Origin of the sequence: Cupriavidus sp. H19C3 (genome assembly GCF_049393815.1) — a bacterium.
In the GTDB taxonomy this organism is placed as follows: domain Bacteria; phylum Pseudomonadota; class Gammaproteobacteria; order Burkholderiales; family Burkholderiaceae; genus Cupriavidus.
Genome location: NZ_CP184985.1, coordinates 1,783,075 through 1,800,011, shown reverse-complemented (window position 1 = coordinate 1,800,011; position 16,937 = coordinate 1,783,075). Strand labels below are relative to the sequence as shown.

16 protein-coding genes are annotated in these 16,937 nt (G+C 39.2%); 7 read left to right on the top strand and 9 right to left on the bottom strand.

Annotated elements, in window-relative coordinates; translation table 11 throughout:
• Positions 1-42: 42 nt before the first annotated feature.
• Positions 43-597 carry a glycine zipper 2TM domain-containing protein gene (locus DFLDMN_RS08265; protein WP_423197978.1) on the top strand — a complete coding sequence of 185 codons (555 nt, stop codon included), beginning with the start codon at positions 43-45 and terminating at the stop codon, positions 595-597.
• Positions 533-1,801, top strand: a complete 1,269-nt coding sequence (locus tag DFLDMN_RS08260; RefSeq protein ID WP_025647994.1) for an IS256 family transposase — start codon at positions 533-535, stop codon at positions 1,799-1,801. The genes DFLDMN_RS08265 and DFLDMN_RS08260 overlap by 65 nt, the downstream gene beginning before the upstream one ends.
• Positions 1,802-2,097: 296 nt before the next feature.
• Here the strand turns inward: DFLDMN_RS08260 and DFLDMN_RS08255 are convergent, their stop codons facing one another.
• From DFLDMN_RS08255 to DFLDMN_RS08240, 4 genes are all read right to left on the bottom strand, one after another.
• On the bottom strand, positions 2,098-2,949 hold the full coding sequence (locus DFLDMN_RS08255; RefSeq protein WP_423197977.1) for an ankyrin repeat domain-containing protein: 852 nt from the start codon (positions 2,947-2,949) through the stop codon (positions 2,098-2,100).
• Positions 2,950-3,054: 105 nt separating this feature from the next.
• Positions 3,055-3,519: a hypothetical protein gene (locus DFLDMN_RS08250; RefSeq protein WP_423197976.1), complete on the bottom strand. Its 465-nt coding sequence runs from the start codon at positions 3,517-3,519 to the stop codon at positions 3,055-3,057.
• A gap of 125 nt (positions 3,520-3,644) precedes the next feature.
• On the bottom strand, positions 3,645-5,822 hold the full coding sequence (locus tag DFLDMN_RS08245) for a hypothetical protein (protein WP_423197975.1): 2,178 nt from the start codon (positions 5,820-5,822) through the stop codon (positions 3,645-3,647).
• Positions 5,819-6,220, bottom strand: a complete 402-nt coding sequence (locus tag DFLDMN_RS08240) for a winged helix-turn-helix domain-containing protein (protein ID WP_423197974.1) — start codon at positions 6,218-6,220, stop codon at positions 5,819-5,821. The genes DFLDMN_RS08245 and DFLDMN_RS08240 overlap by 4 nt, the downstream gene beginning before the upstream one ends.
• 160 nt (positions 6,221-6,380) lie before the next feature.
• Between DFLDMN_RS08240 and DFLDMN_RS08235 the strand changes: the two genes are divergently transcribed.
• A complete protein-coding gene (locus tag DFLDMN_RS08235; RefSeq protein WP_423197973.1) occupies positions 6,381-6,932 on the top strand; it encodes an outer membrane beta-barrel protein in 552 nt (183 codons plus the stop codon).
• Between the two features lie 124 nt (positions 6,933-7,056).
• Positions 7,057-7,590, top strand: a complete 534-nt coding sequence (locus DFLDMN_RS08230; RefSeq protein ID WP_423197972.1) for a hypothetical protein — start codon at positions 7,057-7,059, stop codon at positions 7,588-7,590.
• A 25-nt stretch (positions 7,591-7,615) separates the two neighbouring features.
• On the opposite strand, the gene DFLDMN_RS08225 is transcribed toward DFLDMN_RS08230, so the two are convergent.
• The 3 genes from DFLDMN_RS08225 to DFLDMN_RS08215 form a co-directional block, all read right to left on the bottom strand.
• The gene (locus tag DFLDMN_RS08225) at positions 7,616-7,876 is read right to left on the bottom strand and encodes a hypothetical protein (protein ID WP_423197971.1); all 261 of its coding nucleotides are present in this window, start codon (positions 7,874-7,876) and stop codon (positions 7,616-7,618) included.
• A gap of 9 nt (positions 7,877-7,885) precedes the next feature.
• Positions 7,886-8,095, bottom strand: a complete 210-nt coding sequence (locus tag DFLDMN_RS08220; protein WP_423197970.1) for a hypothetical protein — start codon at positions 8,093-8,095, stop codon at positions 7,886-7,888.
• A gap of 120 nt (positions 8,096-8,215) precedes the next feature.
• On the bottom strand, positions 8,216-8,827 hold the full coding sequence (locus DFLDMN_RS08215) for a hypothetical protein (RefSeq protein WP_423197969.1): 612 nt from the start codon (positions 8,825-8,827) through the stop codon (positions 8,216-8,218).
• Positions 8,828-8,965: 138 nt separating this feature from the next.
• Here DFLDMN_RS08215 and DFLDMN_RS08210 point away from each other — a divergent pair, with 138 nt between their 5' ends.
• The 3 genes from DFLDMN_RS08210 (at position 8,966) to DFLDMN_RS08200 (ending at position 12,695) form a co-directional block, all read left to right on the top strand.
• The gene (locus DFLDMN_RS08210; RefSeq protein ID WP_423197968.1) at positions 8,966-9,445 is read left to right on the top strand and encodes a hypothetical protein; all 480 of its coding nucleotides are present in this window, start codon (positions 8,966-8,968) and stop codon (positions 9,443-9,445) included.
• A 22-nt stretch (positions 9,446-9,467) separates the two neighbouring features.
• The gene (locus DFLDMN_RS08205; protein ID WP_423197967.1) at positions 9,468-12,269 is read left to right on the top strand and encodes a DotA/TraY family protein; all 2,802 of its coding nucleotides are present in this window, start codon (positions 9,468-9,470) and stop codon (positions 12,267-12,269) included.
• 129 nt (positions 12,270-12,398) lie between these two features.
• Positions 12,399-12,695: a hypothetical protein gene (locus DFLDMN_RS08200; RefSeq protein ID WP_423197966.1), complete on the top strand. Its 297-nt coding sequence runs from the start codon at positions 12,399-12,401 to the stop codon at positions 12,693-12,695.
• A gap of 399 nt (positions 12,696-13,094) precedes the next feature.
• Here the strand turns inward: DFLDMN_RS08200 and DFLDMN_RS08195 are convergent, their stop codons facing one another.
• Complete coding sequence (locus DFLDMN_RS08195) at positions 13,095-14,300, bottom strand: HEPN/Toprim-associated domain-containing protein (protein WP_423197965.1); 1,206 nt, start codon at positions 14,298-14,300, stop codon at positions 13,095-13,097.
• A gap of 18 nt (positions 14,301-14,318) precedes the next feature.
• A complete protein-coding gene (locus tag DFLDMN_RS08190) occupies positions 14,319-16,934 on the bottom strand; it encodes a DEAD/DEAH box helicase family protein (protein ID WP_423197964.1) in 2,616 nt (871 codons plus the stop codon).
• Positions 16,935-16,937 lie beyond the last annotated feature (3 nt).

Genomic DNA, 16,937 nt, shown 5'->3' with positions numbered 1-16,937 from the left:
TACGTTATGATTAGTCATCAACTTTCATAAAGGAACAAAATCATGAAGAAACTTTTTACCATTCTTATTACAACCATTGCTTTTACTCTTGGTGGTTGTGCTTCTGTTCAAAGTCATCAAAGAGAAGAAGTTTCTGTTGTTGGTAAGGTTGTTGCAGTCAGGGACTATCAAGGTAATAAGCAAGTGCCTAATGCTGGCGGTGCTGTCTTGGGTGCTATCGGTGGCGGTGTCATTGGTCATCAGTTTGGCAAAGGTGATGGCAAAACCGCTATGACAGTGCTAGGTGTCTTGGGTGGTGCTGTAGCAGGTAGCCAAATCAACAAGACCAATGTTCCTGTCTCCATGCAAGAGCTCACTGTTTTGATGCCCGATGGTCAAACACTCAATATCAGTGTTGAAGTTCAAAATGGTGCCTTCTTCCAACAAGGTCAGAATGTGAAGATTACGACTAAGGGAAACAAGGCTGAAATCCAAGGGCCTGTCAGATTTTTAGTGTGCCGAGGCCATGAGACGATAACGGAAATAACGTCCTATGACCGATGCAACCGTGACCAAGAAGAGCAAGAACCCGAAGGCGCCGAAGCTGTTCCCCGATGAGCTGATCGATCAACTGCTTGCCCAGGTGCAGAGCAAGGATGCCGAGTCGATCCTGGGCGAATCGGGCTTGGCCGGCCAGCTCAAGAAGCAACTGGCCGAGCGCATGCTCGCGGCCGAGTTGAGCCACCATCTGGAAACCGAGGCCGAGCAAGGCAAGGCGGGCAACCACCGCAACGGCACAAGCCGCAAGACGGTCCTCACGCCCAACGGCGAACTGACGCTGGATATTCCACGCGATCGGCAGGCGACGTTCGAGCCGCAGTTGGTCGGCAAGTATCAACGCCGGCTGCCGGGCTTCGACGACCACGTCATCAGCATGTATGCGCGCGGCATGAGCGTGCGCGAGATTCAGGGCCATCTGCTGGAACTGTACGGGCTGCAGGTGTCGCCCGATCTGATTTCCACGGTCACCGACGAGGTGCTGGCCGACGTCGAGCAATGGCAGCAACGCCCGCTCGAGGCCATGTATCCGATCGTGTACTTTGACGCGCTGCGGCTGAAGATCCGCGACGAAGGCACGGTCAAGAACAAGGCGGTCTATCTGGCGTTGGGCATCCGCGCCGACGGCCGCAAGGAAGTGCTGGGTTTGTGGATCGAGCAAACGGAAGGCGCCAAGTTCTGGCTGAAGGTCTTCAACGAGTTGAAGAACCGCGGCTTGCACGACATCCTGATCGCGGTGGTCGATGGTTTGCGCGGCTTCCCCGAAGCGATCGAGGCGGTCTATCCGGCCGCCCAAATCCAGACCTGCATCGTGCATCTGATCCGCAATTCGCTGAATCTGGCGAGCTGGAAGGACCGCAAGTCGCTGGCTGCCGCGATCAAGCCGATCTATCAGGCCGCCACGGCCGAGGCGGCGGCAGCGGCGCTCGACGCCTTTGCGCAGAGCGAGTGGGGGCGCAAATTCCCTACCGTCGCGGCCATGTGGCAGCGCCAATGGGAACAGGTGATCCCCTTCTTCGCCTATCCGCCCGAGGTGCGTCGAATCGTATATACGACGAACGCCATCGAGAGCATGCACATGCAGTTGCGCAAGATCGTCAAGAACCGCGGCCACTTCCCGAGCGACGAAGCCGCCAGCAAACTGCTGTTTCTGGCCTTGCGCAACATCGAAAAGGATTGGAAGATGCCGCCTATCACCTGGCGGCAAGCAGTCAATCAGTTCGCCATTCTGTTCGGCGAGCGATTCACCGCCGCCATCAGCTGAGATCTTTTAACCGACCTCAGCACACGAAATTCCTGACACGTCCAAATCCAAGCAATTTAAGGTGCTGTATGTTCACTAACCTAGTCAATGGAAAGAAGACCTGTTCTTACTTCTACAACTGCTGTAGCTGTGAAAATGGTGATTGTGGCTGTCGTGAGTGTTTCACTTGCAATGCCTGTGAGAACTGCAAGAACGATGTAGAACCATGCCTAGCGAATGAATGAGATAGTTAGCTCTATCAACTTGGTAGACAAGAAGAAGCCACTCGTTGAGTGGCTTTTTTGTTGTTCTCTTCATTAGATTTTCACTGCCTTAACTTTTTCTGATGAACTCAACTTGTTGGATAGTTTTCTGTTCAAGAAAATTTTCTCAACAAACTTTTTATCCTTGGCTCTTGGTGTGGCTCCACGGTCTAGCAGGGCTGTAGCTACTTCAATATTCTTGTTCTCACATGCATAACCTAATGGATACCACTTGTGAACATCGGCTCCTTGCTCAATCAGATATAGGGCTATGTCAGTAAGGTTGTGGCTCACTGCATTAGCTAAGGGTCTGACATACTCATCATCAAGGCTAGGATTAACAGGCGCCCCACGTTCAACAAGCCACTTCACTAGAAATAATCCTTCATTCATCCTCATTGCAGACAAAAGGATTTGGCCGTTCATCTTGCTGTCTAGCTTTGCTCCTAGCCCATGTAAGAGCTCAAGGCACTCAAACCAATCCTTCCACCTGGTTGAACAGAACCCGTAGACCTCTTGCTTGACTCCGTTTTCGTAGCTCAAGATGGTTGAATCAATCAAGTCCTTGGCAATGTATTCAAGTTCATTTGGCTCAATCACTCCCTTGAAGGCTCGTATCAAGTCAGGTCTTCCGTAGTGGGCAAGGTCACTGATGCAACAATTGTCTTCCTCATCTACTGTGCAACCTGCTTGAATTAGAACCTTGATGACTGCCGACCAGTTGAAGCTATCGCCTACAACATAACCATCCTTGTCTTTGCAATGGTTGATGGCAAAGTTGATTAGGTGTCTTCCATCATCAAGAACAAGAGAAGGGTTAGCTCCCTTCTCATGTACCAACCTATAAACCTGTTCAGGTTTGCTTTTCTCTACTGCTTTCAATAGTGCTTTATCTATGGCTCTCATCACTTCACCTTAGAAAAACTTGTGAAGATAAGACGCTATTTTGTCTGCATAAAAGACTACTGGAATCATAGCAATACCAAAAGCAAGAACTCTCAAGACAATCTTTTATTCATCATGGAAGTCCTTAACAAATTTTTCATGTGCAGCAATTTCAGCATTCTCTTTTGCTCTAAGCTTTCTTTGTTGTTCATTCAATTCATCTGATTTTTCATCAAACTCAGGCTTAACCATGTTTTCAAGTTGAGGAATGTAAACTTCAAGTCTTGCAATACCATCCATGATTTCTTGAAACTTCTCTTTTTGTACGTTTTCTGGAAATTCATTTGGATGATTCATTAGATAATGAAGTTGATATTTTTTAACAATCAACTGTGCTTCATGTTCACAAAGACTTCTGTAGGATGGTGTGATCAAATCACCTCTCTCATTAATTCTTCTTGATACAACAATTCCTATTGCACCTTCAACAATGCTTTTAAAGAAAAGCTCTTTGTTTGCTGCAACCTTGTTTAATTCAGCAATTATTGACTTTTCCATTTTGTAATAACCTTTGATTTTTTCTTGTTTCATAATATTCTCCTTTTAATTATTTATACTTCTATCTTACGAAAACAAAATCTAAAATCAATAGGTCAATTGATATTTTTCAACAATGGATATCATCCAAAAAGAAAGGCTCCACACGGGAGCCTTTTTTATATCTTAACAACTTTCTTTTTATGTTCTTCTTTTTGAAGAATTCTGTTTGATAGATTTTCATTGAACAATGCCTTGTCATAATTTTCTAGTCCATGCTCATCAATGATGAAAATATTTTTCTTTGAGAAGATACTAACCAATCCTTCCTGATTCATTCTTGCCAACATATAATATCTATTTATGTTTGTTTTGGCTTTCTTTCTCATGTATGGAGAAATCTTTACTCTACTTCCTGTCTCAATGGATTTTAATCTTTTCTTGATCTTTGAATCTAATTCAATTCTTAGTTTTTTCTTTTGTTCAGTGATTAAGTATTCCAAAACAAAATATCTATCCTCTTTATTGTCATAGGATTTTCCTTTGCTCTTACTGCAAGACTCAAAAGCTTCTCTATTTACAGTAAATTCAAAACAATAATCAATACCTTCTTCATTGAACCAATCTTGTCCTACTTTGATTGACACTGCACCTGTCTCTAAAATCTTTGCTCTTGTTGCTCCTGCTTGATATTTAATGGAGAAATCTATGTCATCATTAATTTCAATCTCAACATCATATTTGTTAAGGTTTTCTCCTTTTTCAATAAATGTGCCTAATTCTTTTACTTTATCTATGATGTCCATTTCATCAGAAGAAATAACCTCAAAGAATCCATAATCGTTCAAATGGCTTGGAGATTTCTTTTTCTCTTCCAATAGTGTTCTTGTTGTGCCAATGAATTTTGGAACAATATCTAAATCAATGCTCTCTCTAAAATTATTGTAGATAACACTCTTTATGACTTTCTTGACTTCAGGAAGAAAATCTTTTTCATGGTTATCAATTAAATCCTTGCAATCAATGAATTCTCTGACATTGAAGAAATCAATGTAATTGTTCATAAGAATAACTTTACCTTCATCACTCACAAGGTTGAACAAGTTTTTTACTGTTCTAGGGTGATGTGGGAAGTTAAGCAACTCAGGATAAAACTCTTCCTTCAAAATATCCTTGACTGTTTGATGAACTTCATCAGAAGGAAGTTCTAAGTAGTATTTAGGATCAAGCTGTTTGTCTATTGGCAAGAATGGATAAATCACTCTTAACTCTATATAAAATCTGTGTTCTGATTGCTCATATAGATGGAATAAGCCCCAATCGTAGATAACAAGAGGATTTATCTCTACAAGCTCTTTTATCATCATTGGTGTGAAGTGCTTTCTTGTTTCTTCTGGAACAACTCTAGGTGGTAGCTTGTTGTTCAATCTGAACATCTTCATCCATTCAGCAGGCTTGAAGTCCTGGTAGTTCATAAGAGCTATGTAGGAAAAATCAAAGTGATAGTAGTGCTGAATTTCCTCGTATGAAGCATTCTCATTTATGACTGACTGAACAACTCCTAAAACACTTTCTTTTGTTAATTTGTAGTTGTGAAGAACAAGGTCTTTATCAACCCTCCAATTTGCCAACAATAGATTTTTTAGGAAGTATTCTGAAATCTTTGGTTTTCTTCCATGCTTGTTTGTGAAGCTCCAAACATCCAAAGGCTTTGTTCTGTCTGAAAACCACTCAATATCTTCAGCAGGAACATCAATTGAATTTCCTAGAATCAATTGCATTATTGACTTCTGGCTAAATGTTGATTTGAAATAACCAAGTTCAGAAAGTTTCAATTCCTCCAACTCAACATCACTCATTCCAACCCCTAAAGCATCCGTTAGTAATTCAATTATTTCATCAAGCTCATCTTTAATAACAAGGGTAGATGGAAATCTTTCTTTCATTTCACCTAAAGAAATATCAAAGCCCTTTGGCTTGTCCTCATCTGTTGGTCTAGGGTTATCAAACTGAATGAGATTTGTTGAATATTTATTCAACCATTTTGCAAGAATTTTTGATGCATCGTTGCTAGGTGTGTACATTGGCTCATTGAATTTATAGCTTGTTGTAGAAACCATTGGTCTGATTTGAATACACATTTCTTTGTATGCTTCAATCTCATCAACAAGCTTACACTCTACCAAGTCATAGAATTTGACATCACAAAGCCCTAAAGCAACATATCTCATTAGTCTTGAATCTGGTGAATCAACCTTAATTTCAGGAACAAGAAGATTGACCTTTCCTTTCATTCTTGCATTTCTTAGCTTGATTGATTTGAAATCATCGGTAGTTAGTTTTTTCTTATTATTCATATTTGTTCCTTATTTTTATATTTTGTGCCATGTGCTTTTTTGCACTCAGGGCAAAGAACATTGGTGAATTTCATTTGGTTTCTTGTTCTGGTGAAGGTGTGTCCTTCACTGCATTGCCATGTAAGAGGAACCTTGTCACCTTCTACCTGGTCAGGTGGGGTCTTCAAGATGAAGCCTTGTGCTTCTCCTGCTTCTATGGCTCCTTCTGCCATTTCAATGTTCTGCATGGTCTTGATATGGTCTGCCAATGGTTCAAATTTTTGGTGAACTCGTTGGATTGACAAACCTAGCTCATCAGCTAGTGCTCTATAAGTTATCTTCTTTTCTTTTTGGTGCAATGCATTCAAGCATTCAGACAACTCCATAAATAACTTACTAACATCTGTTTTTATACTCATTTTATTTTCTCCTTGTTCTTATAACTCTTATCTTACGAAAACAAAATCTAAAATCAATAGGTATTGTTTAAAAAGATTCATAAATAATGAACAGGATATCTTGATTTAATGAAATCTTTTTTGTAAGATTAATTCATACTTACTATAAAGGAGAAAATAAATGAAAAAGTTAGTATTATTAAGTTTAGTGTTAGGTTCTATTGGTGTTGCTCATGCTGACTCTGATGTTTGGAAAACAGTACCTATCAATAAAGATGACTATCAACAAAAAGAAGAAGTGAAAGCAAGCAAAAATAATTTTGATGTTTTTGTTTCTTCAACAAGCTCTAAGACTTCTCAGGGTGATGAAGGAAATGGTTATAGCTTTGGTGCTTCATACACTTCATATCAGACTGAAAATGTCTTCTTGCAACCAAGTGTGCAGTTCACCAACTTGGGCAACTCATACAATGACAAGATGTATTTAGCTAACTTTGATGTGGGCTACACATACAGATTTCAGAATGGCATTACCTTGAGTCCTAAAGCTGGCCTTGGCTTCTTCAAAGCTGTCTATGATGAAGGCTCAAACTTCGGTGGCTCATATAACTACGGTGTAGAGATTGGCTTGAACAAGTCTCTTGCTGTGGATGTCACTAGAATTCATGCCTATGGTCAGAGTTCAGGCAACTACGTTGATTTAACTTCTGTATCATTGAAATACAAGTTCTAATCAACACAAAAAAAACAAAGGCTCCTTAGTTGGAGCCTTTTTTATTTCAACATCAGAAAGGTTGATTGTATTGACAATTTTTCTCCATTTTGTATAAGTATTAGATAACTATAAGGAAAGCAAAATGGACTACATAAGAACAATACTAATATTTATTCACTTGATTGCTTTTGCCTTTGCAATCACTAAACTTTATAAATCAGACTTCAATCTTTTTTTCAAAAGACCAGACAAAGAAGAAATCAAAAGCATGGGAAATCAAATGCTTTTATATTTAATCATTCTTTGGATTACTGGCTTGGGTGTTGTCTACATTGATACTGGCTTTGCTTTTGAAAAGATAATCACTGCTCAAAAACTCATAACAAAGCTTTCTTGTGTTTGTGTTCTTACAGTCAATGCTTTACTTGTTCATTTCGTAGCATTCAAGCTATTGGCAGTAGAGAAGCTATCAAAATCCAATTTGTCTGTCATGGGTGTTGTAGGTGCAATCTCAACGGCTTCATGGTCGTTTGCTGGATTCCTGGGCGTTGCTAAACCACTTGTGAAACATCTTTCTCTTGCTGACTTCCTAAGCCTTTATTGTGTTGTTCTTGCCGTTGCTGTTGTTGTGGCTGGCTTCTTGACTCCACGAATAGCGAAGAATTGGAAGATATGAAGAAGGCTCCACATGGGAGCCTTTTTTATTTCGGTGGTGCAAGTTCAGGATTGTCCCAATGTCTTTCTTTACTAAGAATCTTGTAGTCCATGTGTTCCTCAATGCACTTATAGATTTTGTACTCATACTCAAAGCCCATTCCAACCCTCCAACACATCCATTTCTCATTCTCTTCTGTGTCTCGTCTTGTCCATCCTGCTTTGACTCCTAAGAGCCTTCCTGTTCTGCTGTCCCTAACCTCTACCTGGTAGGTGAAGTGATAGTTTGAATAATTGATGTTCTTCATGCTTCACCTTCACTTGCCTATCTTTCCAAATGGTTCAAGCGGGATGAATTCATCTTGTGAGAACACTATTTCATTACTTCCTATGATGACGATTTCATCGGGTGATTTGATTGTGTTTCTTGTGTAAAACTCATACAAAAAATCTTTTTGCTCGTCATTGATGACTTCAATGTTTTTAATCATTGAAAGGAAATATTCTCTTGATAACTTGTCTTTCATATCTTTCTCCTATTTATAACTTAATTGTATGAAAACAAAATCCTAAATCAATAGGTTGATGATTTATTTCTGAAAGAAGTCCTGAATGAAAAAAATAAAGGCTCCACATGGGAGCCTTTTTTATTTCTTGTGTCTTGTCTTTTGAGACTTGAACTTGATGTTTTCTCTATTGAGTAAATTTCTAAGTGCTGGATAGCTTCTGTCGTATTCAACATATACCCCAATCTCTCTGATTGTCATGCTTCTGACAATCGGGCCAAGTGCTTTAATTTTTTCAATGAACAACAAGTTTGATTTCACTACATCAACTTTTGAACCAATGTTTTCAGGTTTGAACTGAAATTTCTTTGTTCCACCAAGAGACTGATATTTTTGAAATGCTGCTCTTTGCTTTTCGGCTTGTTTAACTCTGTAGTCTTCTTCATGGATGACTTCATTGGTTTCATTGGTGATTAACTCAAAGTCTCGTTTGATGATGGACTTTAACTTGTCTGCCACTCTATCAAATGTAAGTGTTGGCTCTGACTGTCCTAAGAACACCTCAAAGCTCATGTAGGGTTCTCTATCTATCACTGCTTTGATAGAGACAAGTCTTCTATCAACATTTGAACCAAAAACAACTTCTCTAAAAAACTCATAGGCTTTGCCAATATCTTTTTTTAAGCTGTTGATTTCTATTTCAAATGTCTTGATTGTCTGCATTTCATTGTTAATTTCTAACCTGTATTTCATTTTATTCTCCATTATAGTTGTTATCTAATAATACGAAAATAAAATTAGTTTGCAATAGATATCCTATTTATAAGACCATCTATTGATTTTAGATTTTAATTTCGTAAGATTGAATTATAAGAATAAAAGGAGATTGTCATGGAAGACAACAAAGATAAAAAATCATTGGCAAAGAAAATACTTGTTCCTAGCCTTTCTGATTTTTACCCAAAATCAACAGTAGATGCTATCTCATCTTTTTCCAACACAATTAGTAATATTGTTGGTTATTTCAAGATGAAGAAAACTAAGCCAGAAAAAGAAACATTTAGTCAGGCAGTAGCAAGACTTAGTGTTTCCAAAGAAGAACTTAAATCTATTTATACAAACTACACAATCCTTGCATGGATGTTTGCTTTATGCACTGTGTTTTGTTTTTCACAAATAGTTTATGCATTCATTTTTGGTCATATTGGAAATGCCTTGTTTCCAACAGTGTTTGGCTTTTTGTTTAGTCTTTCTGCTTTCAAGTATTCATTCAGGGCATTTCAGATTAAAACAAGAAATCTTTGCTCAATAGCTGAATTTTTGGCTTCAAAGAAATACTTGCCAACTTTAGAAAAAAATAAGAACCAATAAGAAGAAGAATAAGGAGAAGAAGATGAAAAAATTATTGTATTTATTAGCAGCATTCATTCCTGGTGTTGCATTTGCTGGTCTACCTGAACCCGTAGCAGGAGACAAAGCAATAGTTGCTCTACAGGCAATTTTTGGAAAGCTTTTTGGTGGAATGACTGATGCACTTGGCACCATGAATGAAACCTACATTGGCTATGTGTTGATGGCTGCGGGTGCTATGGCTGCATACACCATCATCACAGGACTTATGTCCACTGCTCACTACGGTGAAATGATGGGTAAAACCTACTCATCATTGTGGATTCCTGTGAAGTATGCAATTGGTGTGGCTTTGATAATTCCAATTAATAATTGGTGTACTGGTCAATATATTGTTGCTGACTTAATCAAAACTTCAATTGGTGGTGGTGATGCTGTTTGGTCATCATTCATGTCTTCATCAAACTTGAAAGAAATAGCCAAAGTCACTATTGATGTTCCAAATGTTCGTGATTTGACTTACAAGATTTTTGCTTCTCAAGTTTGTGTTGCGGCTATTCAAGTAAAAGAAGGTGAGAAAGATGAAATTCTTAGACATAAAAACTCATCTTATGGAACAAGTGTAGAAGATGGTGTTATCAACAAAATAGTAAAGTTTGGTGATACAACAGGTTCAGCTTATGCAACTGATGAATGCGGAAGAGTAGAGGTTAGAAAGGTTCAATTTCCTGACACTCCACCTGTGGGAGACATGATTAACCCTATTGCTTACAACTTAAAAGTTGAGCAACAGACTGCAAGAATGAAGGCAATTGCTGATCAACATTGGACACAAGTGAATGCATTGATTGAGAAGACAAAAGCAATTGCTGAGAAGGTTGCTTCAGATACAAGAGTTAAAGATGGTTCAGGTGGTTATAGAACTGATGTTGATGTTGCTGCTATCAATGGTCAATTAGAAGCTGCTTCCAAAGCTTATAGAGATGCAATCTATGACACTGCTTCTGCTTATACCCTTGGTGATGAAGCTTTCAAACCATTGCAAGAGTCTGCAACCAAAGATGGTTTCATCATGGCGGGTGCTTGGCCTATCGCAATTTATGGCTTCCAGGAGCACACACAAAAGACCATTGCAAATCTTCCTCAAGCAAGTGGGCCAACATTGAATTCTATTGGTGACAACCTTGGCGAGTTGAGAGAACGTTTTTACAAGGTAATGGCTAACTCTGCATCTGCTCAGGTGAATTGGGGTGTTGCTGAAACTTCCGGTGGAAGTAAAGAAGGATGGACTGACACATTCACCAAGTTCTTCAAAAACGGGATGGACCCAAATGTAATAGCTAAAAAGGCTTTCTCATCTATCACTGATTTAACTGTGGTGGGTGATCAAAACATGCTTCTTCAAGATAAGAGAATTGGTAATTGGCTTCTAACCATTGCCGGTGTGTCTTGGGTTGCTGGTGCTGGTATTAGTGCAATTCCTGTGATTGGTAGCTTCATTGCTAACTCTATCCAAGGATTGATGCAATACATGATTGCTATTGGAATATTCTTGGCTTACATCCTTCCAATGCTTCCATTCTTAATGTGGTTTGGTGCAATTTTTGGATGGTTGGTTTCCTTGATTGAAGCAATATTTGTTGTTCCTGCATGGATAGCTATCACATTCTTAGACCCTCATGGTGATTCATTTGTTGGCTCTTCTGGTCAAGGCTACAAATTAATTCTTCAATTGATGTTAAGACCTGTGTTCATGGTATTTGGCTTAGTTGCTTCAATCATGATGATTGATGTTGTCGGAAAATTCATTAACCAAATTTTTGCACAAGTATTTTTGATTTCTCAGTCTGATAGTTCATTCATCAGTTTCATAGTAGGTGCAGGAATTGGTTTTCCTCTTATGTATGGTGCTATCTCTGTTGTTGTAGTGGTTAAGTCAACTTCACTTTGCTCATTACTTGCCGATCAAATGTTGAATTGGCTTGTAAATGGTGCTGCTTCCTTAACTGGTCACTCTGATGATATGGCTGGCCGTGGTTCAGTAGCTGCTAATGCAAGCATGGGAACTGCAGTAGGAACTGCTCTTGCTAATCGTGCTGGTCCATCTGCAAACTTCAAAGAACCTGGCAATGCTGGTGCTATGAGTAAGTTTTCTACATCTAGTAAATTTGCAGGCTCAGAATTAAAAGAAGGTAAGACTGAAAAATCAGACTTGGCAAAAGTGTTAGCTGACAAAGTAGGGAAAAACCCAACTGCTAATCAGTCTGCACTTACTGAAAGAATGAACAATATGAAGTCATTCTTGGGTGAAGGCTCTCAAGCTAAGTTTGAAAAAGAAATGGTGAAATCCATCAACAAGAATGAAAACTTCTCTGACACACAACACATGGATGAAGCTTTCAAAGTTGCATTGAATAATGAGTATGGTGCAGGTGCAGGAGCAATGATTAAGTCTGCGGGTGGTGGCAACTTCAATTCTGAAGGTGCTCAACAAATGGCCGGTTTATACCAAAAAGCAAAAGCTGACTATCAAGCTGCTAATCCATATGCAAGAGAAAGTGATTTCTTAGAGTCAATGAGTTCTGTTACTGCTCAGGCAAAAAATCAATTTATGGGAAGTGGTGAATCCACATTACATAAAGAAGATGGAAAAGGTCTTGACCACTTCATGAATGAATCATTGAAATCAAATATGAATCACTACATGAATCAAGATATTGATACATCACTTATTCAAAAGCCAGTTGAACAAGCTGTAAATAGTTCTCCTAGTGGTGAAGCTCCAAGGGTGGTTGATAATCCACTACCTGAAATAAAACCTGACGATGGCAACATTCAAGGTTGATATAAGAAAAGGACTCTTAATGAGTCCTTCTTATTTTGATTTATTTACAATTGATATCCTTGCTCTCTTGACATCTGTCCGATAGTACGCAAGAATAAAATCATAGAAATCTTTTTAAGGAGAATTGAAATGAAGTTTGCTACACATGAAGAATTTTTGAGATATAACAATCGTGATGATGTGAAAAGAAAATACAAACGTCGTCAAATGATGTTTGTTATCTTTCTTTTGTTGTTCCCTTGTACCCTTGGTGGTCCTTTGGGATTTTTTGGAATGTTGAATGAAGGAACTCCATTCTTCAGCAACATCAACTTGTACTTGGGTTCATTGGCTTTGTCTGCAATCGGGTTTTATGGAACCTATCGTTGTATGAAGGTCATCAAAAAAACAATCAGAGAGGATGAATCAGCAGCTTATTCACGATAAGACAATTCAATTCTCCTTATGAAGAAAGGACTCCTAGTGAGTCCTTTTTTTATGCCTTAAATCTTCACATTACATGAATAATCTTATTCAAATTGATGATCTAATAATCTGATTGCTTGAACTAATGTTTATGTAGTCATCAATACTCACTAGAAGAAAGGTCGGAGCCTTTCACTCACGTGGCCACCATGCCTGTGAGAAACCCTTTTGGTGCTTCGGTGGGTGGTTGTCCTGGTTGCACCTGGTTGAGCTCGTAGCAGGGCGGTAGTGACTCAGGCTGTAGCTGTGGCCTGTAAGGTAAGCGTGCGCGGCTTCGTCCGTGCTTCTTGGGATACCTGCAACAGTGGATATAACCACTAGGCAACAAAAAAGGAGCCTATGGCTCCCTTGTTAGTTCATCTACTCGTCTTCATCATCATCAAGAAGTCCTTCCTTGACCTGATAATCAATCTTGTCAATCACTTCCTTGATGGTATCAATCAGGCTTGAGACATCAGCATTGGAAATTTCAAGATCATCACCTCCAATGGTCTTTCCATTCCTATGAACTATGTCATGCCTTTGACTGATTGCCTTTTGTATTACTGACATAGATTCAGTTGGAAAATCTACATCAAGAACACTCTTATACAAAGATATTGTTTTACTTAAATTATGGAATAGTGTTTCATCAATCAATTGAGAAACTATCTTCTCAATGTCATCCATAATTTTGAACACATCAGAATAATTGCTTTTCTTGTCCTTGAGTTGTTGGTTTGACTCCACAAATCTTCTCAACAATGCAGGTCTACCCAACACATTCTTCTTGATTGTGTCAGAAAGATAAGACTCCATTGAAGTGATTACATTGGCAAAAAGAAGCCTTTTTAAAGTCTGATTCTCGGCATTAACAAGCAAGCCTTTAATGTTCTCTATGGCAGTTGAGAAATTGCCATAGATGTTTGTGTTTGGTTGCCTGTATTCAATCAGGTCATCAAAGTTGTTAGTCCATCCACCTAAGACCAACTCAGTTGCATCAATCTCACAAATTGCTTCAGGGTCAACAACTTCCGCAACGGCTCTGAAAAAGGCTTCAAATGATTCACAAGGAAAGGTCAGGTCAACAGGTGAGTCTTCAAAAGCAAAATTAGGCTTATTAACCATGAAATCAATGATAGGGTCTTCATGGCTAACAGGGTCTTTCCATTGATCGCCTTGGTGCTTCTTCTGAATAATCACCTTCAACCTTTGAAGCCAATCATTAAGATTGGCATCCTTTAAAAGCTCAGATTGTTTTGAATAATCTAGCCCAAGCTCCTTTGTGAAGTGGTTCAACTCTTCAATCATTTTGACCGAAGTTTTTTTGAATTCAAGCTGAACTCTATTCATATCATATCCTGCAAGCTCCAATCTTTTGATTAGAGTTTTTGCATTGATACGATATATGTAGCAAGTTTCCTCTTCATCATCATCTTCATTGATTGACCAAATAAGACGATTTCTTTCAGAAACTTTTCTTTTGAAAATATCCCTGTCTTTCTTCTTGAAGTACCAAGTATTTAGATGGTTCTTATCCCAAGCAACGGGATAACCATCAATAGTGAAGTGTGCAAAGCTTCCCATGTGGTTATCCTTTATCTATCAAGAAATGAGAGTTTCAAAGGCTTCTTCAAACTCAGGCAATCTTTCTGTGCTGTTGTAGAAGGGAAGACCCCAAACAACATATTTCTTGTTTGAAAATAATTGCTCAACTTCAAAATGCTCTTTGATGCTGACAAGGAATTTTTCTTTCCACTCATCAGCTTTCAGTAAATGTGTACCTTTTGGTTCAACAAATACTTGGTAGTGCATCGTGTCTGTCTTTTCCTTGCCAATCATGTAAAGGATAAAGTCAGGCTCAAATGGTCTTCCATCTTCAAAAGCATAGATTTTGAAGTGCTTTTCATTGCGGATTAGATAGGCTTCTGAATAGACCTTGGATAGTTCCTTGTATCTCTTATCAATGTATTGAATCAGAAGTTTTTCTTCAGAAGTACCAAAGCAGTCATCAAAAGCAAACCATGCTCTTGTTGTCAAATCCAAGTGATAGGCCGTTTCAGTGGCATCATTCATTGATTTACCAAACTCTTTGTCTTCACCGTCATCAAGCATGAAATTCAAGCTCTTATCCGTGAATACCTCGCGGATCATCCTTGGTGAGAAGTTCTTGCTTCCCTTGTATTCAATCTTGTCAGAAGCAATCACACCACTGATTGAGTTGAGTACCTGGATGCTGGCATCAAGCATTTCTTCGGGTTTGAGACTATTCACCTGGTCTGCCAATCCTGTGACTTCTACCTTGACCCTTCCAAGGTAGCTATCTGAAGTGATGAACTCTTGGATGGATTTCAGGTTTGGCAAATATTTTTTCAGTGAAGAGAATTCATAGAACTCAATCCTCTGAATAGCCTTCCTGACAATGGCTGTACCAAAGTCCTTCAAGTGGTAATCTTTAACCTCCTTGTTGGCTCCCTTGTCATTACCTTGGGCATCAAAGGCAACAACACTCTTTGTATAACCAGTCCTCAAAGAAACACGATGGGTTTGGTTGATGATGCTGCTTTCAAGACCCTTGATTTCTTCTCTTGTGTACTTGAGTCGGTCATTCAAGAACAGGTGGCCGGCTTTGTATAGGGCGGTTTCCTTGAAGGTGTTCTTCAAGTGGATCTTCCGTTCCTTGGTTTCCTTTGCCTTCATACCGATTTCTTGAAGTGCGGTATTTAGCTCTTGGATGTACTTAGGGTTGTAGGCACTGTGATAGTAAAGCTCTTCACAGATACGCATTTCATTCTCTAAGTCTGAGTCAAACTTACGGCCAAATAGTGGTTGGTCGTTAGCAGTTTGGAAAGGACAATAGCGGGCTCCACGTCCAATCAACTGTGCTTCACTCATCGTTGTCTTGCCGATCTTTCCACCCTTGCTATCGCGGGTATCGTATAGACGCACGATGTCAAAAAGGTTGAGAACATCCCAACCTTCATTCAGTTTATCCACTGCAAAAACTGCTCTGAACTCATTGCTTTCCAATGAATTCACTGCAAGCTGTTTAGCTTCTGAATCTTCCTTGCTATTGACTGAAATAAGCTTTTCTTCAGAGAAGTCTTCCCTTAGTTCAATAATCAAGTTTTCAAGTGAAATGTTGTTGCTTTCAAGATAATTGAAAACAGTGAGAATGGTTTCATCACTGCTTCTGTTCTTGATAGCTTCAAGTGTTTCAGGTTTCAGTGTTTTAATGCATGTCTTGAACTCTTCAAGAAAAGCTTGACTGTCCTTGATTGTTTTTGACTTCAAAAGAATAACAGGCTTGATATGAAGCTTGTTTTTCTCAAAAATCTTTCTTCGGTATTGACTCAAAAGCACTGCTTGAAGTGCTCGGTCAATAGGTGAAAGGTCTGCTTGCAAAACCTTCACTTCTTTGGAGTAACCATCTTTTCTGAACTCTTTCAGTGGATAGTCAAACAAAAGCTTAGGCTTATATTTTGCATTCAGATTTTCATCACTGAAATCAACAGTTGCAGTGAATTCAAGTAACACATTGGAAGTATTGGCGCGGAAAATTCTTTCAACAGTACCTTCCCAAGAAACGATTTCAAAAAGCTCTTCTTGGTCTACTTCTTTACCTTTTTTGGTATCAGCATTGATGTGATGGGCTTCATCAGAAATCAAAACAATCTTTTGATCTTCAAAGTCATCATAGGTCAAGCTGTTTTCTCTTGGTATGTTCAAAGACATGTGCAAGCCTTGAATGGTAGAGAAAACAATATTGATGTCATCAGGATTGACACTTTGGAAGTTGTCAACCTCACGAATAGCAACCCGTTTTTCACCAAAACTAATGGTGTCAGCAAACAGATATTTCTTTGAAACTGAATTCAGGAAGTTGTCTCTGGTCTTCTCAATGATGTTGCTGTTATTCACAAAGAACAGGAAGTTCCTATACCCCTTTTCATAGAGGTAGGAAATCAAGCCTGCCATCATCAAGGTCTTACCACTGCCTGTTGCCATATGAAAGAGTAGTTGATGGTTCTGCCTTGGCTTACCATCAAATGCTTCTTGCCAATAGTTCAGGAAGAACTTGAAAGCTCGTTCCTGGTATGGTCGCATAGGGAAGGAAGGGTTCAAGTTGCCAACAATGGAATCAGGCAGCTTGGTTGCTTCAATCGTTCTCTTACCAAGTTCCTCTATGAGAACTTGGAATAATGTTTTAGTGTCAGCCATTCC